21 protein-coding genes are annotated in these 23,809 nt (G+C 64.8%); 6 read left to right on the forward strand and 15 right to left on the reverse strand.

Annotated elements, in window-relative coordinates; genetic code table 11:
* Positions 1 to 6: 6 nt before the first annotated feature.
* A complete protein-coding gene (soxY, locus tag AC0L3U_RS13440; RefSeq protein WP_473362078.1) occupies positions 7 to 498 on the reverse strand; it encodes a thiosulfate oxidation carrier protein SoxY in 492 nt (163 codons plus the stop codon).
* A 38-nt stretch (positions 499 to 536) separates the two neighbouring features.
* Positions 537 to 890, reverse strand: coding sequence for a sulfur oxidation c-type cytochrome SoxX (gene soxX, locus AC0L3U_RS13445; RefSeq protein ID WP_473362079.1), 354 nt, complete (start codon positions 888 to 890; stop codon positions 537 to 539).
* Positions 891 to 1,136: 246 nt separating this feature from the next.
* On the opposite strand from soxX, the gene AC0L3U_RS13450 reads away from it, so the two are divergent.
* Entirely contained in the window at positions 1,137 to 1,808 is a 672-nt protein-coding gene (locus tag AC0L3U_RS13450) for a DUF938 domain-containing protein (RefSeq protein ID WP_473362080.1), read from the forward strand.
* A 115-nt stretch (positions 1,809 to 1,923) separates the two neighbouring features.
* Here the strand turns inward: AC0L3U_RS13450 and AC0L3U_RS13455 are convergent, their stop codons facing one another.
* Positions 1,924 to 3,993, reverse strand: coding sequence for a prolyl oligopeptidase family serine peptidase (locus tag AC0L3U_RS13455; protein ID WP_473362081.1), 2,070 nt, complete (start codon positions 3,991 to 3,993; stop codon positions 1,924 to 1,926).
* A 219-nt stretch (positions 3,994 to 4,212) separates the two neighbouring features.
* On the opposite strand from AC0L3U_RS13455, the gene AC0L3U_RS13460 reads away from it, so the two are divergent.
* Positions 4,213 to 5,460 (forward strand): MFS transporter, encoded by a 1,248-nt coding sequence (locus AC0L3U_RS13460; protein WP_456767177.1) that lies wholly within the window; start codon positions 4,213 to 4,215, stop codon positions 5,458 to 5,460.
* A 141-nt stretch (positions 5,461 to 5,601) separates the two neighbouring features.
* Positions 5,602 to 6,822, forward strand: a complete 1,221-nt coding sequence (locus AC0L3U_RS13465; RefSeq protein WP_473362082.1) for an MFS transporter — start codon at positions 5,602 to 5,604, stop codon at positions 6,820 to 6,822.
* Positions 6,823 to 6,902: 80 nt separating this feature from the next.
* Here AC0L3U_RS13465 and AC0L3U_RS13470 read toward each other — a convergent pair whose 3' ends face one another.
* A complete protein-coding gene (locus AC0L3U_RS13470) occupies positions 6,903 to 7,397 on the reverse strand; it encodes a VOC family protein (RefSeq protein ID WP_456767179.1) in 495 nt (164 codons plus the stop codon).
* Positions 7,398 to 7,488: 91 nt separating this feature from the next.
* Complete coding sequence (locus tag AC0L3U_RS13475; protein ID WP_473362083.1) at positions 7,489 to 8,034, reverse strand: carboxymuconolactone decarboxylase family protein; 546 nt, start codon at positions 8,032 to 8,034, stop codon at positions 7,489 to 7,491.
* A gap of 137 nt (positions 8,035 to 8,171) precedes the next feature.
* Between AC0L3U_RS13475 and AC0L3U_RS13480 the strand changes: the two genes are divergently transcribed.
* Both AC0L3U_RS13480 and AC0L3U_RS13485 read left to right on the forward strand, forming a co-directional pair.
* Positions 8,172 to 9,386 (forward strand): acyl-CoA dehydrogenase family protein, encoded by a 1,215-nt coding sequence (locus AC0L3U_RS13480; RefSeq protein ID WP_473362084.1) that lies wholly within the window; start codon positions 8,172 to 8,174, stop codon positions 9,384 to 9,386.
* Between the two features lie 182 nt (positions 9,387 to 9,568).
* A complete protein-coding gene (locus AC0L3U_RS13485) occupies positions 9,569 to 10,708 on the forward strand; it encodes an acyl-CoA dehydrogenase family protein (protein WP_473362085.1) in 1,140 nt (379 codons plus the stop codon).
* Positions 10,709 to 10,874: 166 nt separating this feature from the next.
* Here AC0L3U_RS13485 and AC0L3U_RS13490 read toward each other — a convergent pair whose 3' ends face one another.
* The 10 genes from AC0L3U_RS13490 to AC0L3U_RS13535 form a co-directional block, all read right to left on the reverse strand.
* Complete coding sequence (locus AC0L3U_RS13490) at positions 10,875 to 11,912, reverse strand: amino acid ABC transporter substrate-binding protein (RefSeq protein ID WP_027514482.1); 1,038 nt, start codon at positions 11,910 to 11,912, stop codon at positions 10,875 to 10,877.
* 54 nt (positions 11,913 to 11,966) lie between these two features.
* Positions 11,967 to 12,560: a L,D-transpeptidase gene (locus AC0L3U_RS13495; protein WP_354206045.1), complete on the reverse strand. Its 594-nt coding sequence runs from the start codon at positions 12,558 to 12,560 to the stop codon at positions 11,967 to 11,969.
* 264 nt (positions 12,561 to 12,824) lie between these two features.
* A complete protein-coding gene (locus AC0L3U_RS13500) occupies positions 12,825 to 13,799 on the reverse strand; it encodes a hypothetical protein (protein ID WP_473362086.1) in 975 nt (324 codons plus the stop codon).
* Between the two features lie 83 nt (positions 13,800 to 13,882).
* Entirely contained in the window at positions 13,883 to 14,446 is a 564-nt protein-coding gene (locus AC0L3U_RS13505) for a thioredoxin family protein (protein WP_473362087.1), read from the reverse strand.
* Between the two features lie 31 nt (positions 14,447 to 14,477).
* Positions 14,478 to 15,176 (reverse strand): cytochrome c biogenesis CcdA family protein, encoded by a 699-nt coding sequence (locus AC0L3U_RS13510; RefSeq protein WP_473362088.1) that lies wholly within the window; start codon positions 15,174 to 15,176, stop codon positions 14,478 to 14,480.
* 337 nt (positions 15,177 to 15,513) lie between these two features.
* Positions 15,514 to 16,125, reverse strand: coding sequence for a sigma-70 family RNA polymerase sigma factor (locus AC0L3U_RS13515; protein ID WP_018456005.1), 612 nt, complete (start codon positions 16,123 to 16,125; stop codon positions 15,514 to 15,516).
* A gap of 476 nt (positions 16,126 to 16,601) precedes the next feature.
* On the reverse strand, positions 16,602 to 17,336 hold the full coding sequence (locus AC0L3U_RS13520) for a response regulator (RefSeq protein ID WP_007597984.1): 735 nt from the start codon (positions 17,334 to 17,336) through the stop codon (positions 16,602 to 16,604).
* 10 nt (positions 17,337 to 17,346) lie between these two features.
* The gene (locus AC0L3U_RS13525; protein ID WP_473345670.1) at positions 17,347 to 19,092 is read right to left on the reverse strand and encodes an ATP-binding response regulator; all 1,746 of its coding nucleotides are present in this window, start codon (positions 19,090 to 19,092) and stop codon (positions 17,347 to 17,349) included.
* Positions 19,062 to 21,092 carry a sensor histidine kinase gene (locus AC0L3U_RS13530; protein ID WP_473345669.1) on the reverse strand — a complete coding sequence of 677 codons (2,031 nt, stop codon included), beginning with the start codon at positions 21,090 to 21,092 and terminating at the stop codon, positions 19,062 to 19,064. Before AC0L3U_RS13530 ends, AC0L3U_RS13525 begins: the two co-directional genes overlap by 31 nt.
* Positions 21,093 to 21,146: 54 nt before the next feature.
* Positions 21,147 to 22,142: a TRAP transporter substrate-binding protein gene (locus tag AC0L3U_RS13535; RefSeq protein ID WP_473362089.1), complete on the reverse strand. Its 996-nt coding sequence runs from the start codon at positions 22,140 to 22,142 to the stop codon at positions 21,147 to 21,149.
* A gap of 202 nt (positions 22,143 to 22,344) precedes the next feature.
* On the opposite strand from AC0L3U_RS13535, the gene ugpB reads away from it, so the two are divergent.
* Positions 22,345 to 23,667 carry a sn-glycerol-3-phosphate ABC transporter substrate-binding protein UgpB gene (gene ugpB, locus AC0L3U_RS13540; RefSeq protein WP_473362112.1) on the forward strand — a complete coding sequence of 441 codons (1,323 nt, stop codon included), beginning with the start codon at positions 22,345 to 22,347 and terminating at the stop codon, positions 23,665 to 23,667.
* Positions 23,668 to 23,809: the final 142 nt, after the last annotated feature.

Below are 23,809 nucleotides of genomic sequence, written 5' to 3' on the forward strand. Positions count from 1 at the left end.
CCTCGCTTAGCCGCCGCAGCCGCCGACGGTGACCTTGACCTCTTTGGTCGCGCTGTAGAGCTTGCCGTCGGCCTCCACGATCGCAACGACGTTGGTGGTCTTGGCCATCTTCAACCGGTTGGCGACGGCAGGGATCGTGCCTTCGGGAATCCTGTAGGACGCGGCCAGCGCGCTGGGATTCTCGGCCACGAAGAACGAGATCGAGGTGACCTTGTCGAGCGTCGTCGTCACCGAGATCGGCACCACGCCGCCGTTCTCGGCGATCTCGGGGGCGTCCAGCTTGACCTTGTCGGACGGCTCTGCGGTTTTGCCGTACAGCGCCTTGATGGCGTCCGCCTCGCTCTTCTGCTTGAACGCCTCTTCCGGATATTTGTCGTTGGCCGCGGCGCGCGCGGGAGCGGTGCCGAACGGCAGATTGCCGAGGCCGAGCAGCGCGACCGAGGCTGCGCCCTGAAGGATCAGGCGCCGCGTCGCGCTTGGGCCGGTGAGTGTGGTCATCTCGGGTCTCCCAACCAAATCTCGTGGCGTGCCTGAAGTCACAGGGTCTGCAGGAAATCAACGATCGCGCTGATCTCCTGTTCGGTCAAAATCCGGTTCCGGCCGAACGGCGGCATCATGGTCTGCGGGTTGCGCTTGGTCTCGTCGAAAATGATCGCGGTGAGCTCGTTGCGATCGGGGTACTTGGCCTTGAGGTCCTTCAGTTCCGGCCCGATCGTTCCCGGCAGGTCGCCACCCTTGATCACGTGGCAGGTCAGGCAATTGCCCTTGCCGCGGTCGAAAGCGAGCTTCTGGCCGTCGGCCACAGCGGACTGCGCCCACGCCGGGCTGGCGAGGCCGGCGGCAATGGCCAGCAAGATGAACAGAACGGGCGTCCGGGAAAAGGCGGTCAAGGCGTCATTCCGAGGCGTTATATCGATGGTCTCGATCGCGAAATAGAAGCGTTCCAAAGCACAAAGGGCACCGCCTGACAATCAAGACTATGCACGCGACAAAATGAAGTTAATATCTTCCCCATTGCAACTAATGAGATTATTTGTTCAGCGATTTGGCCCGTGGGCGCGGGCCGGCTGTTTCCCTGAGCGTTTTGCCGCTCATGCTGTTTTCATCGCGTTCTCGTTTTTTCAAGGGGACCTCACTTGGCTGAATATGTCGTCGAATTCGGCAGGGATGGCGGTCGGGTCGAGTCGGATGGGCGGCTCGATGCACCGGCATTTCATCGCAATCACGAGCCGCTCTGGGCGGCACTCGAAAAGCATCTCGCCGGCTGCACCGGCAACGTGGTCGAGCTCGGCAGCGGAACCGGCCAGCACGTGGTCTACTTCGCTCGTCACACGCCCGGCCTGATCTGGTGGCCCAGCGATCTCAACCAGCGCCACCTCAAGAGCATCGAGGCCTGGCGCGTTCATTCAGGCCTGAAAAACATCCGCTCGCCGCTGCGGATCGATCTCACCGATCCCGATTGGTGCCCGGAGATGAAAAGCGGGCAGGCGCCGTCAAGTCTTGCCGCATTGTTCTGCGCCAATGTCATCCACATCGCGCCATGGAGCGTCACCGAGGGCCTGTTCGCCGGCGCCGGCCGCTATTTGCGGGCCGACGGCAAGCTGTTCCTCTACGGCCCGTTCAAGCGCGGCGGCAAGCACATAGCGCTCAGCAACGCCGTGTTCGACACCTCCTTGCGTGAAGGCAATCCCGACTGGGGCGTGCGTGACATCGCCGATGTCGAGACGCTCGCCCGCGGCGCAGGTCTTCGCCTCCTCGATACGATCGACATGCCCGCGAACAATCTGACCTTGGTATTCGCGCGATAGAAGGTCGTCATGCCCGGGCTTGTCCCGGGCATCCACGTTCTTCGTGCACCAGCCAAGGCGTGGATGGCCGGGACAAGCCCGGCCATGACGATCCGGAGACGTCAGCGCCGCAACGCTAGCCCTCGCCGTCCTTCCACCCGATCTTGTCCTTCAAGAACCGAAAGCCAATCACCTCGAACCCGGCGCGCTCCTTGTTGTCCTTGCCGTAGCCGTGGCCGCCCGCTTCAGGCTCGTAGAACCAGGCCTCGTAGCCCATCGCCTGGAGCTTTGCGGCCATCTTGCGCGCATGCCCGGGATGGACACGGTCGTCCCGCCGCGTGGTGGCAATCAGGATCGGCGGATAGGGCTGGCCGGCTTTGACATTGTGATAGGCGGAGTAGGTCTTCAGCCAGTCCCACTCGTCGGGCTTGTCGGGATCGCCATATTCCGCGATCCAGCTCGCGCCGGCGAGCAGCTTCGTGTAGCGGCGCATATCGATCAGCGGGATGGTGCAGAACAGCGCGCCGAAGCGTTCGGGGTAGCGCACCAGCATGTTGGTGATGAGGATGCCGCCGTTCGATCCACCCTGCGCGGCGATGCGCTTTGCTGTCGTCACGCCGCGGCGGACGAGATCGGCGGCAACGGCTGCGAAATCGTCATGCGACAGTTTCTTGCCGGCGAGCCGGCCGGCATCGTGCCAGCGCGTGCCGAATTCGCCGCCGCCGCGCAAATTCGCCTGCACCGTCGTGCCGCCGCGCTCCAGCCACAGCTTGCCGAGCGATGCGTTGTAATACGGCTTCACCGAATGGGCGAAGCCGCCATAGGCGCTCATATAGACCGGTGCATCGCCGGTCTCACCGCTGGGGCCGGTCTGCACATAGGGAATGCGCTCGCCGTCGATCGAGATCGCCTCGTGCTGGGTCACCACGAGGCCGTCGGCATTGAATGTTTTCGGCGCCTGCTTCAGCACGGTCGGGCTCGCGACGCCGCGCTCCATCAGCAGCAGCGACGGCGGCGTCAGCGGATCCTGCACATTGGCAAGCAGGTCGCCATTGCTCTCGGAGGGATGGCGATCCAGCGGCCAGATGTCGACGACGCCGATCTGCGGCAGGCCGCCGAGTGATTCGCGGCTCCAGCTTGTGCCAGACGGCGTGCAGATCTCGAATTGCGGCTGGAGCTCGTCGAGGATCGACAGCACCAGTTTGCCGCCGGTCCAGAACAGACCTTGCAGGGCGCGGCGAGATTCCGGCTCGAACAGGACCGCGAAATCGCGGCTGCCGGCGAGGAACCCCGAGAGCGACATGCCGAGCACAGTGTCGGCGGCATAGGTTTTTCCCTCGATCGACCAGGCTTCGCGCAGCTTCATCGCGAACCAGTCGCCATGCGCCTGCAACCAGATGCCGGTCGGCAGATCGAGCTTCGTCGTCGTGCCGTCGGCGTCACGCAGCCAGAGTGCATGATTGAAGAAATCGATCTGGTCGACGATCCAGCTGCGCGGGGCCGCAGCGGTGTCGTCGACGATGCCGGAGATCGCCATATGATCGGCCGTGGTCTCGATGATGACCTGCGCCTGATCGAAGGGCTGGCCGCGACGCCACAGCCGAACCGTCCGCGAATATCCGGAAGCAGTCGCCATGCCTTCGCCATGGGCGCTCGACAGCAGCAGCGTGTCGGCATCGAGCCAATCGACGCCGCCCTTGGCTTCCGACAGCGCAAATCCGTCCGCGACGAAACTCTTGGTGTCGAGGTCGAATTCCCGCAAGGTGACGGCGTCGCTGCCACCGCGCGACAGGCCCAGAATGGCGCGCGAGCTTCCCTTCTGTGTGGTGATGCCGCTCAGCAGCCAGTCCTCGCCTTCGCGCGCGGCGAGCTGGTCGACATCCAGCATGATCTCCCACGTGGGATGCGGTTTGCGAAACTCGGCCAGCGAAGTCTTCCGCCACAGGCCACGCGGGTTGGTGGCGTCCTTCCAGAGGTTGTGCAGTTCGTCGCCGCGCCGGCTGACATAGGGAATGTTGTCCGGACGATCGTAGATCGCCGCGAGAAGGTCGCGGTCGCGCGCGAAGGCCGCTCCGCCGAACGCGTCGAGCGTCAGGCTGTTCTGCCGCGTGACGAAATCGAGCGCCTGCTTGCCTTCAATCTCCTCCAGCCAGAGCCAGGGATCGTCGTCGGGAGCGCTGAGCGTAGGCCTGTCGTCGACGGACATGAACGAAACTCCGGAAGATTGCGGCGGATAGGATTTGATCGAGCGCAAGCCGTCAAGTGCGCGGCCCATTATCATCGGCCCGATTGCGTCAGAGACATGGCCTGCGCCCGTTTGCGCCGGTTGCCCGCCCTCCCGCGCCCCGCCATAGTGCCGGGAATCAAGCGAGCTCCTTGAAAGCCTTTGAAAGCCCCTCGAAAGCCCGTTGGGGCGGAAATGCCGATGCTGGATGTGACTGCAGCCAATGAGATCGCCGCCGACGCCCGCGTGCGCGCCAATGTGGTGCGCCTTGCCGCCGCGCAGGCGCTGACCGGCGCCAACTCGGCGGTGATCTTCGCCACCGGCGCGATCGTCGGCGCGACGCTCGCGCCCGACGTCTCGTTCGCGACCGTGCCGATCTCGATGTATGTGCTCGGCCTCGCCGCCGGCACGCTGCCGACCGGCGCGATCTCACGCCGCTTCGGCCGCCGAATGGCTTTCATCGTCGGCACAGGTCTGGGCGCGTTGACCGGTCTGCTCGGCTCGTTCGCGATCCTGCACGCTTCGTTTCCATTGTTCTGTCTGGCGACTTTTCTCGGCGGCCTCTACGGCGCGGTGGCGCAGTCCTATCGCTTCGCTGCCGCCGACGGCGCCAGTGCTGCGTATCGGCCCAAGGCGGTGTCCTGGGTGATGGCGGGCGGGGTGTTCGCCGGCGTGCTCGGTCCGCAGCTCGTGCAATGGACCATGGATGTCTGGCAGCCCTATCTGTTCGCCTTCAGCTTCCTGGTCCAGGCCGCCGTCGCGCTCATCGCGATGGGCATCGTCGCAGGTGTCGACATGCCGAAGCCGGCACCGGCCGATCTTCACGGCGGGCGGCCGCTGCTCGAGATCGTGACCCAGCCGCGCTTCGTCGCGGCGGCACTGTGCGGCGTCATCTCCTACCCCATGATGAATCTGGTGATGACGTCGGCGCCGCTCGCCATGAAGCTGTGCGGGTTGAGCGTTTCCGATTCCAATTTCGGCATTCAATGGCACATCGTCGCCATGTACGGGCCGAGCTTCTTCACGGGCGCGCTGATTGCCCGCTTCGGCGCGCGCAAGGTCGTTGCCGCCGGCCTGCTGCTGGAGGCCGGCGCGGCCGGCATCGGGCTATCAGGCATCACCGCGATGCATTTCTGGGCCACGCTGATCGTGCTCGGTGTGGGGTGGAATTTCTCCTTCATCGGCGCCTCCGCGCTGGTGCTGGAGACGCATCGGCCGCAGGAGCGCAACAAGGTGCAGGCCTTCAACGATTTCCTGGTGTTCGGCATGATGGCGATCGGCTCGTTCTCGTCCGGACAATTGCTCGCCAGCTACGGCTGGTCCGCGGTGAACATGGTGGTGTTCCCGCCGGTGCTGCTCGGTCTCGCCGTGCTCTCGCTGGCGTCCTTTGCCCGCCGCCGCAAAGCGCGGCTGGACGCAGCGATGGGTGAGTTCCCGGACGCGATCTGAGATGGCGGGAGGCTGTCAGCAGCGTTGATAGTTCGATCCAGGTCGAAGTGATTTTCGGAGTCCGGGTTGTTACATGATGCTCGTCATGAACAGGCGAGCGTGAAGCAAGGCGCTCGCGGGGGAAACGAAGGACAAGCGCAAATGCTCGACAATCCCCGGCACGATGGATCCGTCGACGAATCCTCTCTCCGCTACGAAGGCTGGCGCATCGTCGCGGTCTGCTTCCTGCTCGCGACCTTCGGCTGGGGGCTCGGCTTCTACGGGCAGAGCGTCTATGTCGCCGAGCTCCAGCGCGCGCACGGCTGGTCGGCCTCGCTGATCTCGTCCGGCACGACGTTCTTCTATCTGTTCGGCGCGCTGCTCGTCGTCTTCGTCGGCGAAGCCGTCAACAAATACGGCCCGCGCCTCGGCTTGATCGCGGGCACGCTGGCGATGTCGGCCGCCGCGGTCGCGATCGGCGCGGTGCGCGAGCCGTGGCAGCTTTATCTCGCGAACGCCGTGCTCGCCTTCGGTTGGGCCGGCACGAGTCTGGCCATGATCACCAACACGATCAGCCTGTGGTTCGACCAGAAGCGCGGCATGGCCATCAGCCTGGCGCTGAACGGCGCAAGCTTCGGCGGCATTGTCGGTGTGCCGCTGCTGGTGACCCTGATCGGTCATGTCGGTTTCGCCACCGCGATGTTTATCGTCGCGGGCGCCATGCTGGTGCTGCTCGTGCCGGTGATCCTGTTTGTCGTCGGCCGCCCGCCCGATCTCCATGGCCGGCGCGCCGCGACGACAACGAAGCCGCAATCGTCGGCGCAGATCCGTAGCCAGGCCTTGCGCGACGTCGGCTTCCTCACCGTGACCATTGCCTTTGCTTTGGTGCTGTTCGCGCAGGTCGGCTTCATCGTCCACCTGATCTCGTTCCTCGATCCCGTGATCGGGCGCGAGCGCGCGGCCGTCGCGGTTGCGGTGCTGACCGCGATGGCGGTGATCGGCCGGGTGCTGTTCTCGCTGGTGATCGACCGCCTCAACCAGCGGCTCGCCTCGGCGCTGTCGTTCCTGAGCCAGGCCGTGGCGCTTCTCGTCGTCATCAATCTGCACAATGACTACGTGCTGATCGCGGCCTGCGCATTGTTCGGCTTCTCGGTCGGCAATCTCATCACGCTGCCGTCGCTGATCGTGCAGCAGGAGTTCGATTCCGCCTCGTTCGGCGTGCTGATCAGCCTCAACACCGCGATCAACCAGGTGACCTATGCATTCGGCCCCGGCGTGGTCGGTTTTCTGCGCGATTTCTCCGGCGCCTACGAGCTGCCGTTCTATCTGTGTATTGCGCTGGAGCTGGTAGCGGCAGCGTTGATCATGGTTAGCGAAGCGTAACCCACCGTTGTTTGCCTCCGCGGAGGCGAAAGAGGTGGGTTACGCCTTCGGCTAACCCACCCTACGCAATCACTACGGCGTCAACCCTCGCGCTGCTTCAACAGGGCTTCCACATCCAGCCGCTTCGTGAACATCGAAAGCTTGCCGTCCGGCCCGAACGGCCATTGCTCCCGCGGCTTGTCCCAATACAGCTCCACGCCATTCTGGTCCGGATCGCGCAGATACAGCGCTTCGGACACGCCATGGTCGCTGGCCCCGTCGAGCGCAATGCCGGCCGAGAGCACGCGGTGCAGCGCATCCGCTAGCGCCGGCCGTGTCGGATAGAGGATTGCGGTGTGATAGAGCCCGGTCGTGCCGGGCGGTGGCGGCGAGCCGCCCTTGCTCTCCCAGGTGTTGAGCCCGATGTGGTGATGATAGCCGCCGGCCGAGATGAAGGCCGCGCCGGAGCCCATCCGCTGCATCAGCTCGAAGCCGAGCACGCCGCAATAGAAGCCCAGCGCGCGATCGAGATCGGCGACCTTGAGGTGAACGTGGCCGATCCTGGTGCCGGCGGCGACGGCTTGGTTCTGCGACATGCGGCTGCTCCGTTGATGAACTCCACATAAGCCCGGGCCCGGGACAGTGCTACCGGCCGATCCCGAAACCCAGCGTTTCCGGATAGGCAACTTACGACAGCTCCCGCACCTCGCCCTCCGGCAGCTCGAACTCAAACGTGTTCAGCGTCATCGACACCATTGTGTAATAGCCGCAGAGACCAATCACCTCGACCACGCCGCGCTCGCCGAGCAGCTTCGCCGCCTCATCATAGAGGCCCTTCTCGACGCCGTGGCCCTCATGCAGCGACTTCGCGACGTCGTAGATCATCTTCCCCTTGGGATCGTCGAAAACAGGCGTGCGGCGATCGCGGATCGCGTCGATGATTTTTGGATCCATGCCTCCGGCAAGCGCCAGGCGCTTGTGCGCGTACCATTCGTAATGCGCGGTCCAGTGCCGCGCCGTCACCAGGATCGCGATCTCCGAGAGCTTTGCGGGAAAGATCGTATCGTAGCGCAGGACCTCGCCGAGCCGCGTGGCGTGACGGGCCATGTCGGGGCTGTTGAGCCAGGCCATCATCGGCGCCGGCGGCTTGCCGCGCTTGCCGGCAATGGACTCGTCATAGGTCTGCCGCTGGCTCTCGTTCATTTCGCCAGGCGAAAGAAGTTTCAGGCGCATTGTTGTTTCCTCTTTGTTTTCAAGCTTCGCCGTCGCGGCGACTATAGCGGATGCGTGACACGGAAGTGGTTGAATTCCGCGGGAGCTTGGCCCAGAGTCGCGGCCAACAAGCCGATTTAGATTGATGGAAACGACCAATGACTGACGCCAGGGCCAGCGAGACTGAGACCGCCGATCTCGAAACATTCCGCAGCGAAACGCGCGCCTGGCTCGAGGCCAATTGTCCGCCGGAAATGCGCAAGCCAGCGACGTCCGACGCCGACGTGTTCTGGGGCGGACGCAACGCAAAATTCTCGTCCGAGCCGCAGCGCATCTGGTTCGAGCGCATGCGCGACAAGGGCTGGACCGTACCCGATTGGCCGAAGGAGTACGGCGGCGGCGGCTTGAGCGCCGCCGAGCACAAGGTGCTGCGCGCGGAGATGGGACGAATCGGCGCGCGGCCCCCGCTGTCGAGCTTCGGGATCTGGATGCTCGGGCCGGCGCTGCTGAAATACGGCAACGACGCCCAGAAGAAAGAGCATCTGCCGAAGATCGCGGCTGGCCTGATCCGCTGGTGCCAGGGCTATTCCGAGCCGAACGCCGGCTCCGATCTCGCCTCGCTGCAGACCCGCGCCGAGAGCGACGGCGATGATTTCGTCATCACGGGGTCGAAGATCTGGACGTCCTACGCCAACTACGCCGACTGGATCTTCTGCCTCGTTCGCACCGATCCCGCCGCGAAGAAGCATGACGGCATCAGCTTCATCCTGTTCGACATGACCTCGAAGGGCGTGACGACCAAGCCGATCCTGCTGATCTCCGGCTACTCGCCGTTCTGCGAGACCTTCTTCGATAACGTCCGCGTGCCGAAATCGCATGTGGTCGGCACCGTCAACCGCGGCTGGGACGTCGCCAAATATCTGCTCCAGCACGAGCGCGCGATGATATCCGGGATGGGCGAGCGCGGCGTCGGCCGTCCGCTCGGCCAGATCGCGGCCGATTCCGTCGGCACCGATGCGCTGGGGCGGCTCGACGATTCCATGCTGCGCGGCCGGATCGCCAGCTTCGACGTCGATGAAGCCGCCCTTGCAGCCTGCGCCGAGCGCGCGGTCGATCTCGCCAAGGCGGGTCAGGCGCATCCGGCGTTCTCGTCGGCGATGAAATATTACGGCACCGAGCTCAACAAGCGCCGATACGAGATCCTGATGTCGGCCGGCGGCCTCGATGTACTGGAATGGGAGAGTGAACGTTCGAAGCAAGGAGCGCGTCCGCGCGCCTGGCTGCGTACCAAGGCCAACTCGATCGAGGGCGGCACGACCGAGGTCATGCTCGGCATTGTCGCCAAGCGCATCCTCGATCTGCCGGGGGCTTAGCAAAAGTCCTCATCCTGAGGAGCGGCCGTCAGGCCGCGTCTCGAAGGATGAGTCGGGCCTACATGGTTCGAGACGGCGCGGAGTTTATCATCGGGCCGCGCATACGCGGACCCGGTGGCGCCTCCTCACCATGAGGTTCAACCACCGAATTCAGTCGAACCGCACTTTGTTGGAACACGCACATGGCCCTCGTCCTCACCGAAGAACAATCGATGCTCCGCGACAGCGCGCGCGGGTTGATCAGCGACAAGGCGCCGGTGTCGCATTTGCGGCATCTGCGCGACAGCAAGGACCCCACCGGCTTCTCCAGGGAGTTTTGGCATTCCTTCGCCGAGATGGGCTTTGCCGGCTTGCTGGTGCCGGAAGAGTTCGGCGGCAGCGGCCTCGGCTATGTCGAGGCCGGCGTGGTGATGGAGGAGATCGGCCGCACGCTGATGCCGTCGCCCTTCCTTGCCACCAGCGTGGTCGCGGCCTCGGCGCTGAACCGTGGTGGCAATGCCGCGCAGAAGTCGGAATATCTGCCGAAGATCTCCAACGGCTCCCTGCTCGCGACGCTCGCGATCGACGAGGGCGCAAAACATCGCCCGCTTCAGACCAGCCTCCAGGCCGTACGCGCCGGCAACGGTTTCAGGCTCTCCGGCGCCAAGGCGCTCGTCGTCGACGGTCACGTTGCCGATCTTCTCATTGTCGCGGCACGCACTGCGGGTTCGGCCGGCGAACGCGAGGGGCTGACGCTGTTCCTGGTCAACCCGAAGGCCAAGGGCGTTGCGATCGAGCGCACCATCATGGTCGACGCGCACAATGCGGCGCGGCTCGAGCTTGCCAATGTCGAGGTCAACGCCGACAGCGTGCTCGGCGAAGTCGACCAGGGTGGTGCGCTGCTCGACGGCGTGCTCGATATCGGGCGCGGCGCGGTGGCCTCCGAAATGGTGGGCTTGAGCGAAGAAGTGTTCAACCGCACCGTCGAGTACCTGAAGAGCCGCAAGCAGTTCGGCAAGCTTATCGGCGAATTCCAGGCGCTGCAGCACCGCGCCGCCGAGCTCTATGTCGACATCGAGATCACCCGCGCCGCCGTGATGAAGGCGCTGCAAGCGCTCGATACGGACGTCGCCAAGGCCGCATCAAGCGTCGCAGTGGCAAAAGCCCGCGCCGGCACCACCGCCACGCGCGCGGTGCAGGAAGGCGTGCAGATGCATGGCGGCATGGGCATGACCGACCAGTTCGACATCGGCTTCTTCATGAAGCGCGCGCGCGTGTGCGAGGAGTTGTTCGGCGACGCCAATTACCACACCGAGCAACTGGCAAGGGCGCGGGGATATTGAGGCTCGTAGCCCGGATGGAGCGCAGCGAAATCCGGGTTCTGTCCACGCGGCGAGATCGCCCCGGATTGCGCTGCGCTCCATCCGGGCTACGGTCCTCGCGAGGACCGTCACCGCGGAGGGATTCTGGATTGCTTCGCTCCGCTCGCAATGACGGCGGAGAGACCCCTTACCGCACCGGCGGTGCGTACTGCACGCCGCCCGCATTCCACAGCTGGTTCATGCCGCGCGGGATCTTCAGCTTCGACTTCTCGCCGATGTTGCGCTCGTACATCTCGCCGTAATTGCCGACGTGGCGGATGATGCGGACCACCCAATCCTTGGTGAGGCCGAGCTGCTCGCCGTAATTGCCCTCGGTGCCGACCAGCCGCATCACTTCCGGCTTCTTCGACTTCAGGGCCTCGTCGATGTTCTCCGAGGAGACGCCGAGCTCCTCGGCGTTGATCATCGCGTACAGCGTCCACTTCACGATCATCATCCAGTCGTCGTCGCGCTGGCGCACGACGGGGGCGAGCGGCTCCTTGGAGATCATGTCCGGCAGGATCATGTGGTCGCCGGGCTTCGACAGGTTGATCCGCAGCGCGTAGAGCTGGGAGACGTCGGCGGAGAGCGTGTCGCATTTGCCGGTGTCGTAGGCTTTCACGACGTCGTCCAGCTTGTCGAACTTCACCTCTTCATACTTCATGTTGTTGGCACGGAAGTAATCCGCGACGTTGAGCGCCGTGGTGGTCCCGGTCTGGACGCAGACCTTGCTGCCGGTCAGGTCCAGCGCGGTTTCCTTGTTGCGCGCGCGCGGCAGCATGAAGCCTGCGCCGTCGTAATAGGCGACCGCGGGAAAATAGAGATCGTAGTCGAGCTCGCGCGCCATGCTCCAGGTCGAGTTGCGCGAGAGGATGTCCACCTTTCGGCTCTGCAATTCCTTGAAGCGCTCGCTGGCATCGAGCGCGACGAATTTCGCCTTGCTCGGGTCGTTGAAGATCGCGGAGGCCACCGCGCGGCAGAAATCGACGTCGAAGCCGGTCCAGTTGCCCTTGTCGTCGGGGATCGAGAAGCCCGGCAGGCCCTTGTTGACGCCGCACAGCACTTCGCCGCGGCGGACGGTCCGCTTCAGCGTGCGGGTGTCGTAGAATTCATAGATGATGGCCAGGACAGCGACCAGCACGGCGACTGCGAGCCCGATCAGCAGGCCGCCACGAAAAGTGCGCATCATGTTGCTCTCTCGAAATAATCGGGAAAAGGAATATTCGCCAGGGCGAGAAGATCAGAGTTCAGGCTTCTGCCGGATGACAACCTTGGTGCCGACCGGGACGCGATCGTAGAGATCGGCGACGTCGCGGTTGACGAGCCGGAAGCAGCCGGAGGAGACCTTGGTGCCGATCGTGTCGGGCCGATTGGTGCCGTGGATGCGATAGACCGTGGTGCCCAGATACATGGCGCGCGCGCCGAGCGGATTGCCGGGGCCGCCGGCCATGAAGCGCGGCAGATAGGGCTGGCGCTGGATCATCTCCGGCGGCGGCGTCCAGTCCGGCCATTCCTTCTTGTTGGTGATGTTCACCAGCCCCTGCCACTGAAAACCATCGCGGCCGACGCCGATGCCGTAGCGGATCGCACGACCGCCGGGCTGCACCAGATAGAGGTGCCGTTCGGCCGTCGAGATGATGAGCGTGCCGGGCGCTTCGGTGGTGCGGAAGTAGACGACCTGCTTCTGCCATTCCGGATCGAGCTCGAAAGCATCGTCGGCGACCAGGCCCGGCTCGTCGCCGCGGTCGGGCTGCTGGGCGTAGGCATGGGGCGCGGACAGGATCAGGCCGATTGCAGCCACAAATATCCCGGTCAGGCGACGAAAATCCGTCATTTCAAGCTCTCCCCCACTGCCACAGCGAATATCGTTCGGAACCATCTGAACCCAGCGGCAGCTTCATGGCAAGTTGATGGCGCGCCCGGCTGGTATGTCACGAGAATGCTTTGGTTTTTTGACGGACCGCGCGCAATGCCACAAACAGGGGATGGCGCGAAAAGCAGTGAGCCGGGCACGATCTGCTCCCTCTTCCGCAAGCGGGAGAGGCTCAGACCGAGCGAGCCGCGAGATCAAACTTCGCCAACTCGCACGAGATGCCAGCTAGATCTGGTTGTTCTCCGGCTTAATCCCGAGCCGCCGGACGATCTCCGTCCCCACGGCCCGGGCCTCAGGCCGAGAGCCGATGCGAGGGCTGCGAAACCGTTGCCCGGACTGCAATCGGATCACGACGATGCAGTGCTCGTCCTCGGACCGGCCGCGGCGCTCGACCGTGATCGTCTTCACGTCGCGCCCTTCGATGTGGTCGGCGCGCAACGTGCCGTCGCCCCACAGGCGTTCGACGCGGATGTCGCCTTGGCGGATGATCCAGAAGGCGCCGGTCACAAGGTTGGCATAACGGAAAACGCCGAAAGCGGCGATTGCGCCGACCGGCAGCAGCATGATGTCGACCGGCCCCGGCGACAGGCCACGCCAGAGCCTGTAGGCGTAAGGAACGGCGCACAATGCGACGACGATCAGTGCGACGATCCTGATGTCCCTCGTGGAAAACGGCTCGAGGGGATCGCCGAGACGCATCTCGGGATTGCTGGCATCGAGCGGATTGACCGGAGACTCGACGTCGGGAACGTCGAATTGCGCGGCGATCCGCGCCACCGTGTCGTGCACGTGCGTGACGTCGGCAATCGGCGGCGATGTCAGGCGCTCACCGGAGGCCAGCGTGAAGGCGAGCTGGAAGCGCGCTTTCGCCCTCTTGCTGCCGGGAACCTGCAATCCCCTGATGTCGTCCTTGGCGACGATCCGCGTCCGCAGCTTTCCAAACGGCCGCTGCTCCCCGATCAGGATCTCGTCCGGCGTGATGATCCACACCACCGCCGGCGCCAGCATGATGATTCCGACGAACGCCGCTCCCACCAGCAGCGCGACCACGGAGATGATCACCTCCAGAGTGTCGTGCGTGAACAGGCCCGGCGTGAAGCACAGCGCAACGGCGGCCGCAAAGCCGGACATGACCAGCCGCTGCGCGATCGAGGCGCCTTCACGAAGGCGAATGTCAGTGCTGCTGGTGGCGTCGTCCATCGCGGGCGGCTGATTACGTGGCCCGCGAAACTCCACGGACGGGTCCGTGGAGTCAAGCAACAACGGCGCGACCCGCGCCGGGGTTAGCTATTGGCGTTCAACAGCTTTGCCACGGTGCGGTCGATCTCGTCATAGCGGCCCTCGCCCGCGTGCTGGAACACGATCTTGCCGTTCTGGTCGATAATGTACTGCGCCGGCCAATACTGGTTGCTGTAGGCGTTCCAGGTCCTGGAATCATTGTCCTGTGCCACCGGATAGGTGATGCCGTGGCGCTTCAGCGCCGCCTGCACATTGGACGCCGAGCGCTCGAACGGGAATTCCGGTGTGTGCACGCCGACCACGACGAGACCCCGGTCCTTGTACTTGGCATAGAGCTCGGTGACGTGCGGCAGCGTGTTGACGCAGTTGACGCAGCCATAGGTCCAGAAGTCCACCAGCACGACCTTGCCGCGGAGGTCGGCGAGGCTGAGCGGCTTCGAGTTGAACCAGTTGTTGATGCCGGTGAAGTCGGGCGCGGTCTGCTGGCTTGCGGCAGCCGTGACGACAGGAACGGCGCGCGCGGTCTCGTCGCAGATGCCGGGGATGACGGCGCCGGTTACGGCGATGCCGACCAGTGCGGCGGAGACGGCGAGCAGTTTGAAAGTCATGGACGAGTCCTCCGGTTGAGATGCGCGATGTTCACAGGCCGATCTGGCCGGTGGGATAGAAGCCGGTGAGCCACCCCACGATCAGCGTGTCGTATTGGAAATAGGCGGCAACGGCGAAACCGATCACGACGACGCCAAAGCCCTGCTGCAGCCGCGGCGAGATGCGCGCGAGACTGCGCACCCGGGTGGTCGCAGCCTGCCCGCCATAAGCGATCGCCAGCATCGGAAGAGCCGCGCCGATCGCGTAGGCGACAAGCAGCGTGCCGGCCCAGGTCGCCTTCTCAGTCGTCGCGACCAGCGTCAGGATCGAGCCGAGCACCGGCCCGGCGCAGGGCGTCCAGACCAGGCCGAGCGTGGTGCCGAGCACGAGCCCGCCGAGCGCGCCCTCGCGCTGCGTGGCGCCGGAGTTGCCGAGATCGAGCCAGCCGTTGAGCCGGATCGACAGCCATTCGAATGGCGCCGGCCACAGCATCAACAGGCCGAAGCCGAGCAGCAGGATCGACGCCGCCTCGCGCAGCACGTTCGGATCGAAATCAAACAGCCGCGTGATGGCGCCGAGCAACAGCGCGGTCGCGGAGAACGACATGACGAAGCCGAGCGCGATCATCGCCGGGCGCAGATGCGAGCTGCGGCCGATCGAGGCGCCGAGCAGGATCGGCAGCATCGGCAGCGTGCAGGGCGCGGCGATGGTGAGGATGCCGGCGAGGACGGCGAAGGTGAGTTCGAGCATCGGGGCACTCGTGAATGGGGTCACGAGGGCTGTTCGAGATGAGAGAGGCAGTCGTTACCCCGCGTCACGCCTTCGTGACGGGTGGCCGCAGCGGGCGTCTCGAAACCATGAGGCCGGCACCTGAACCAAGCCAAACACAAAACGACCCGGAGGGGGGGCATCCCGTCCGGGTCGTTGGAGGTCTTGGGAGGTTTAACGAAACCGTATGTGAGCTTTATAGGAGGGAAGTTTTTCCGCCTGATGTTGTGCTTTGTTTCAATTGTTTCGTCGGCGGTAACACTTCCGTGTCCGGGACAGGCCCAAAACCAGCGCCCTATCCCCTTGAAATATCTAAGCTTCAGGCGGCAAAGCGCTCGACGCCGCAGCCCTTAAGCAATTCGGCCAGTTGCTTGCGGGCGTAGAACATCCGGGTCTTCACCGTGCTCTGCGGGATGCCGATGATCTGTCCGACCTCCTCCACCGACTTCTCGTGGTAGTAGACGAGGGTGATGATTTCGCGATGCGCGGGTGACAGCTTCTGAACGCAGGCGCGCAGGATGGCGCTGGTGTCGCTGCGGTCGAGCGAGGTCTCCGGCGTGTCGCAACCGTCGGCGATCTGACGCACGTCTTCCTGGTCGATGTCCTCGAAGCGACGCTGGCGCATCGCGGTCAGCGCCTTGAAGCGGGCGATCGAGAGCAGCCAGGTCGAAACCTGCGAGCGGCCCTGGAATTGGCCGGCGGTCCGCCACACGTCCAGAAACACCTGGCTGACGAGGTCTTCCGCCGTGGTGGCGTCGCGCACGATCCGCAGGATGAAGCGGTAGACGCGCACATTGTGCCGGCAATAAAGGATGTGCATGGACGTCCGGTTGCCGTCGGCAATGCTTTCGAGAAGCATGTCGTCCGAGGTCGCCTGAGCGGCAATGATGCTCTGGCTGGCTTGGGCGTTGATGGCGATGACGTTCGGCATTGACTTGGCTCCCCGTAGCGCCGCAACCGAGCGGCGTTTCCTTGGACCAAAGTGTTAATGAGCCAACGTTTCGGGACGTCTGCACGAAAAGGAGAAAATGGTTTCGTGCGCCATCAAATTGTTTCGTCGTATTAGCCGCGACGAAACATTCGGGGCAAAAAAGCGTGGAATTTCAACGTACGGAAAATACGGGGGTGGGGATTAGGCGACGAGCGGAGGGGCCGGGAACGTATTTCGGGCTTTTGCGTTCGCCGCTTCCGCAATCTCGATGTCGTCCCGGCGAAGGCCGGGATCCATAACCACAGGTCGTGGTTTAGCGAAGACAGGCAGTGAAGAGTCTTTGGGGTGGTACAAGCACCGCACCCGCCGATGGATCACGCGGTATGGGTCCCGGCCTTCGCCGGGACGACACCGTGGGTGGTTTGCGTTCGCACTCCCCGTGTCGTCCTGGCTTTCGCCAGGACGACGATGGGGCCTTACGCCTTCTCGCCCGCCGGCGAGAACAGATAGCCGCCGCCGCGGATGGTGCGGATCACGGCGGGTTTTGCCGGATCGGGCTCGATCTTGCGGCGGATGCGCATGATGCGCAGGTCGACGGCGCGGTCGAAGGCTTCGGCGTCGCGCGCATTGGCCAATTCCAGCAGGCGCTCGCGCGACAGCACGCGCTTCGGATTAGCCGCGAACACCTTCAAGAGCCCGAACTCGGATGCGGTCAGCGGGTGCTCGTTGCCCTCGTCGTCGCGCAAGGCCTGCGCTTCGAGATCGAGCCACTTCGTCCCGAACCGTACCAATTGCTCCTTGTCCGATTTCGCAGCCGCCGTTTCGGCCACGGCTTTCGCCGGCGCGCTCCGGCGCAGCACCGAGCGGATGCGCGCCATCAGCTCACGCAGCTCGCACGGCTTGGCCACGTAATCGTCGGCGCCGAGCTCGAGGCCGACGACGCGGTCGATCGGGCTCGCCGTCGCCGTCAGCATGATCACCGGAACGTTGATGCGGCTCTTGAGGTCGCGGATGATCGAGAGCCCGTCTTCCTCCGGCATGTTGAGGTCGAGCACGACGAGGTCGGGCATGCTGCCGTCGATCGCCGTGCGCAACGACTTGCCGCCGTCGCACAGCGTCACGGTGAAGCCGTGCATCTTGAGGTAATCGCCGACCATCTCCCGGGCCGGGGCCTCGTCGTCGACGATCATGATGTGCTGGCTTTGGGTCATGGTCCTGAGATCACGGAATTTCGGTCGCGGGGAGGGTGATGGTGAAGGTCGAGCCCTTGCCGGGGCCCTCGCTCTCGGCGGTCACCTCGCCGCCGTGCATGTCGATAATACGCTTGACGATGGACAACCCAAGCCCGGTCGAGCTCTCGCCGGCGGTCGGTTTTGCCGACAGCCGCTGGAACCGGCCGAACAGGCGGCCGAGATCCTCCGGCGACAGGCCGGCGCCCTCGTCGCTGACGCGGACGATGGTGTCGCCGCCCTCATGGCTCACGATGACGCCGATCTTGCCGCCGATCGGCGAGTATTTGATGGCGTTGCTGATCAGATTGTCGATCGCCTCGCGGATGCGGTCGGTGTCGCACATGGTGACGATGTTGACGGGCGCGGTGACGCTGATTGCCTGCTGCTTGTTGACGGCCAGCGGCTGGTTGGCCTCGGCGACTTCCTTGACCAGGGCCGCGACGTCGACCGGCTCGCGGCGGATGGTGATGTCGAAGGCATCGGCCATCGCGTCCGAGATCAGATGGTCGACCATCGAGGTCAGGCGCTTGGTCGCATCGCGGATGTGATCGACCTGGGCGACCACGCCGCCTGACGACGCGCCGGTCGAGATCAGCTCCTTCAGCATCTCGGTGCGGCCGAGGATGACGCCGAGCGGATTCTTCAGATCGTGGGCGACGGTGCCGAGGATCTCGTTCTTGAAGCCGTTGGCGCGCTGCAGCCGCAGCCATTGCGCCGAGAGCCGGCGGTTGGCCTGCATCAGCGCGCGGGTGCGCTGGGCGACGCGGTCTTCCAGCTGGGTGTTGGCGGCCTGGAGCTGCTGGTAGAGGATGACGTTGTCGAAGGCGATCGAGAGCCGGCTGGAGAAGATCTCGACCAGCGAGCGGTCGGTCTCGGACAGCTCGCGCTCGGCCTGCAGCAGCACCACGACCTCGCGCCCGCTTCCGGTGCGCAAATAGATCACGCTGCGGTGGTCGGCGAATTCGTTCTTGCGGCCCTGGAAAGCGGCTTCCACCATCGCGCGCAGATCGGGGTCGAGCGCCTTCGACGAGGTCGTGCCGATGAAGCGGCTGTAGCAGCCGCTGCCGGCAAGCACCGAGAGCTCGGGGTCGATGCCGCCATTGTCGCGCAGGACCAATATGCCGGCGCAATCGACGTTGAGCAGCGAGGCGAGCTGGGTCAGCACGCCCTCGGCGAGCCGCTGCATCGACTTGAAGTCGTACAGCGTGGAAGCCGCGTCGATGATGATCTCGAGCCCGCGCCTCGTCTGCAGCATGCGCTCGAGCTGCTGGTAGGAGCGCAGCGCCGCGGTCAGCGAGGTGAACAGCTTGTCGGCGGTGAGCTCGGTCTTGGCCTTGTAGTCGTTGATGTCGTACTGCACGATCACGCGCCGCTCGGGCGCCTGGCCGGGCTGTCCGGTCCGCAGGATGATGCGCACGGTCTCGTTCTTGAGCTCGTTGCGGATGTACTCGACCAGCTCGAGGCCGGCGACGTCTGTCTCCATGATGACGTCGAGCAGCACGGCGGCGATGTCGTTGTGCGCGGCCATCAGCTTGCGGCCTTCCGCCGCGGAATGGGCGGAGAGGATCTCCAGGCCCTGGCCGTTGAGGGAATAGTCCGAGAGCGCAAAACGCGTGCCGTCATGCACGGCCGGATCGTCGTCGATGACGGCGATCTTCCATTTCCGGGCGTCAACATCCTCCGATGCGGTACCGGTGTCGTCGATCAGGTGGAGGACATCGTCCTGTTCGGCCATTGAGAAGTCCCGTCAGTCTCTGTGCTTTGCCCGCCGCCTTTGGCGACCCGGGGCATGATAATGCGAAAAGTAGTGCCTTGTCCCAGCTTGGATTCCAGCATCATGCGACCGCCGAGCTGCTGGGTGACGAGGTTATAGACGATATGGAGGCCGAGTCCCGTGCCACCTTCATTGCGCCTGGTGGTAAAGAATGGGTCAAAGGCCTGGCGCTGCACGTCGGAGGTCATGCCGGCCCCATCATCGGTGAAGATGATCTCGACGTCGTCGGCCCCGCGGGGCCGCGCCGAGATCGTGATCGTGCCGGCGCGGCCGTCGGCAAAGGCGTGGTTGGCGGCATTGAGGAACAAATTGGTCAGGATCTGGCCGTAGGAGCCGGGATAGCCGTCGAGCAGCAGTCCCTCGGGCATGTCGACATTTAGCGTGATCGGCGAGCGCTTCAGCACCGGGCGCAGGCTCGCGATGATCTGGTCGGTGGCTTCGCTCAGTGAGAACTGCCGCCGCTCGGCATGGGAGCGGTCGACCGCGACCTGCTTGAACGACTGGATCAGTTCGCCGGCGCGCTGGAGATTGGCGACGAGCTGCTGCGAGGCGTCGCGCGAGGACTGCACGAATTCTTCCAGCTGCGAGCGGCGCAGGCCGCCGTCGCCCTTGAGCTGGGCCTCGAAGATCTCGGTGCGCCGGGCAAAGCTCGACGCAACGGTGAGGCTGATCCCGATCGGATTGTTGACCTCGTGCGCGACGCCGGCGACGAGGCCGCCGAGAGCTGCGAGCCTCTCGGCATCGATCAGATTCTGCTGCGCGGCATTGAGCTCGAGCAGCGCGCTCTCGGCCTTCTCCTTGGATGCGCGCAGCTCGTCCTCGGTCTGGCGCTTCGCGATCGCGTTTTCGCGGAATACTTCCACCGCGCGCGCCATGGCCCCGACCTCGTCGCGCGCGCGCGTGCCTTGTACCTCGCGGCCGAGGTCGCCGAGCGTGATCGCGCGCATCGCCGCCATGATCTGCTGCAGCGGCAGCCGGATCGACAGCGCGATCAGCACGCCGGCGGTGAGGATGATGCCGAGGAAGATCACGGCGATGGAGAGAACACGGCGGGAAATGTCCGCCAGCGTGCGGTCGAACGTCTCCTGCGCCTTCTGCTCGCGCTGGCGCATCTTGGTGGAGAGATCGTCGATGGCGCCGATCGCCTCGGCCTGGTTGGCGTCGATGGTGTTGCGCAGCAGCTCGGTACGGTTCGTGAGCTGCTCGGAGAGCTTTGCGAAGCCCTCGCGCAGCGCGGCAGTGCGGGCCGCGAGCCGCCGCAGCGCCATGCGCTGCAGGTCGTTGTCGGCGAGATCGATCATCACGGGGATGGTTTTCTCGATCGTCTCGGTGTTGCGGCGGGCGTCGTCGGCCGCACCCGATGACAGCGACAGATAGTAGGAATTGGCCGCAACCAGCATCGCGGTGAAGGCCTCGCGCGACTTGCCCAGCGACGGCCAGATCAGCGCGTCGCGATGGCCGGTGGCGCCTTCGATGATGGAGTAAAGGCCGGCCATGTCCCTGGCCGGTCCCTGCACCTGATCCTCATAGGTCTTCGCGATGGTGGCCTGCACGCCGCGCAGCTCGCCGAAGCCGTTGAGGAAGCGGTCGGTGGTGCGCTCCAGCTCCTCGACCGAGCCCGACAGCATCGGGTCCTTGGCGGCACGGTTGGCCAGCGTCCCCAGCACCGCCTCGCGCAGCAGCAGGATCTCGGCGAACAGATCGGGGCTCGGCTGGTTGATGTAGCGGTGGATCAGATTGTGCAGCCGCCCCGTCTCGCTTTCGAGCAGCGCCAGGATCCGGTCGGACTCGCGCACCTGGCGCACGTCGTCCCAGGCCGAGCCGAGCACCTGCGAGCCGTTCCAGATCAGCCCGACCAGCACGATGACCACGGCGGAGTTCAGCGCCGCGATCGACAGGATGCGCCAGCGGATCGGCACCGCCCGGAGCACGCCGACCAGCCGCGCGCGCAGCCGCCCCATCGGGCCGGGCGACCTGTCTGCGTGCTCGCTGTGTCCAAGCCCGGGCAAGAGGCCTCACTCCACCTTGCGAATGCGTTCGATCAGCGCGGCCGCGGCCGGATCCTGCCCGGCCTTGGCGTAGATCGCGACCATCGCGTCCTCGAACGGCTTGCGGTCGATATCCCTGACGATGGTGACGCCCGCTGCTTCCGCCTTGCGCTGCGACTGCTCCTCGAGGTCGCGCCATTTCTCGCGCATGAAGTGGCTGGAGCGCTGCGCGGCTTCCCGGAAGATGGTCTGGTCGTCGGCTGAGAGGCTTTTCCAGGCCTTCAGCGAGATCACCAGCACTTCGGGGCTCATCGTGTGCTCGGTGATGGCGAGATAGCCGGCATGTTTGTAATGGTCCGTCGTCACGTAGGATGGCCAGTTGTTCTCGGCGCCGTCGATCAGATGGTTGGCAAGCCCGGCAAGCACCTGCCCATAGGGCATCTCGACCGGCTCCGCGCCGAGCGCGCGGATCATCTGGCTCATCAACTCCGACTGCTGCACCCGGATCCGCAATCCCTTGAGGTCCGCGACGTTTCTGACCGGGCGGGCGCCGTTGTAGATCGACCGCGCGCCCGAATCGTAGAAGGCGAGGCCAACGAAGCCGTAGGGCTCGAAGCTGCCGAGAATCTCGACGCCGATCGGCCCGTCCAGCACCTTCTGCATGTGCTCGATGGACCGGAACAGGAACGGCATCGCCAGCACGTTCATCGCCGGGACGAAGTTGCCGATCAGCGCCACATTGGTCCGGTTGAGATCGATCGCGCCGACCCGGGTCTGCTCGATGGTTTCCTTCTCCTCGCCGAGCTGGCGGGAGTGGAACACCTTGACCTCGTGCCGGCCGCCGCTGCGCTCGGCGATCAGGGCGCCCATGTAGCGCAGCGCCTGCACGGTCGGATAATCCTCGGTCTGGGTGTCGGCGGCGCGGAATTCCCGCGCAGCGGCTCCCGTCGCGCAGATGGCGATCAGAAGCGCGACGAAAACCACCCCGGTCCGCGAGCGTTCGGCACGGTTCAACACTGGCACACTCAACCCCTCAGTGGTGGAGTCTATGGCGGGAGCAAAAGGTTCAATGCAATCTAGCAGATGGTCGGGGGAAGGCCATCCCGCCGGGGGCTTCGGCGTGATTGTGCGGCGCGGCCGGGGCTCATTCCCGGTTGAAACCGCAAATGCCGCGCCTTAAGCAGGGACGGTCGCCGTCGTCGCGCGATACGGAAAGAGCATCGTGATTTCAGCATTGCGCTTCTTGCAGGTCGTTGCCGCCCTTGCCGCCCTCTCCTTGGCCGCGCCGGTGCGGGCCGTGACGGACATCGCGTGGTGGCACGCCATGTCCGGCGAGCTCGGCCGGCAGCTCGAGAAGCTCGCCTCCGACTTCAACGCCTCGCAGCCGGATTATCGCGTCGTGCCGACCTACAAGGGCAGTTACACCGAGACGGTGACGGCCGCGATCTTCGCCTTCCGCTCGCGCAGCCAGCCCGCGATCGTCCAGGTCAACGAGGTCGCCACCGCCACCATGACCGCGGCCAAGGGCGCGATCTATCCCGTGTTCAGCCTGATGCGGGACATGAACGAGCCGTTCTCGCTCAATGACTACCTTCCCGCGGTCTCCGGCTACTACACCGATGCGGCCGGCAATCTCTTGTCGTTCCCGTTCAATTCGTCGACGCCGATTCTCTATTACAACAAGACCATGTTCCGCGACGCAGGGCTCGATCCGGAGACGCCGCCGAAGACCTGGCCGGAGCTCGGCGCTGCTGCAAAACGCCTGCGCGATCGCGGCGCGTCGTGCGGCTTCACCACGTCCTGGCCGTCCTGGATCCATGTAGAGAATTTCTCTGCCTTCCACAACCTGCCGCTGGCGACACGGACCAACGGCTTCGCCGCACTCGATGCGGAGCTGACCATCAACAATCCCTCTCTGGTGCGTCACGTCGCCGAGCTCAGCGAGTGGCAGAAGACCAAGGTGTTCGACTATAGCGGCCGCGGCCAGTCGGCCGAGCCGCGCTTTCAGAACGGCGAATGCGGCATCTTCATCGGCTCATCGGCAACGCGCGCCGACATCAAGGCCAATTCGAAGTTCGAGATCGGTTACGGCATGATGCCGTATTGGCCCGACGTGAAGGGCGCGCCGCAGAATTCGATCATCGGCGGCGCCACGCTGTGGGTGCTGCGCGACCGCCCGCGCGAGGAATACAAGGGCGTGGCGCGGTTCTTCGCCTATCTGTCGCAGCCCGGCGTGCAGGCCGCCTGGCACCAGAACACCGGCTATCTGCCTGTCACCCGCGCCGCCTTCGAGCTGACGCGCGCGCAAGGTTTTTACGAGCGCAATCCGGGCTCGGCGATGTCGTTCGAAGAGATCACGCTGCATCCGCCGACGGAGAATTCGAAGGGCATCCGGCTCGGCTCCTTCGTGCTGATCCGCGGCGCGATCGAGGACGAGCTGGAGCAGGCCTTTGCCGGCCGCAAGAGCGCGCAAGCCGCGCTGGATGCCGCGGTCGAGCGCGGCAACAAGATCCTGCGCCAGTTCGAACGCGCCAGCCCGGATCGATAGGGGCGGGATGGTAGCTCGGCGCTAAGGCGCAAGGCCGTTCCACAGCGTCATGGCCGGGCTTGTCCCGGCCATCCACGCCTTGGCCGCAGCACGAAGAACGTGGATGCCCGGGACAAGCCCGGGCATGACGAGCTCAACAGCC

Source organism: Bradyrhizobium sp. Kon69, assembly GCF_055807515.1.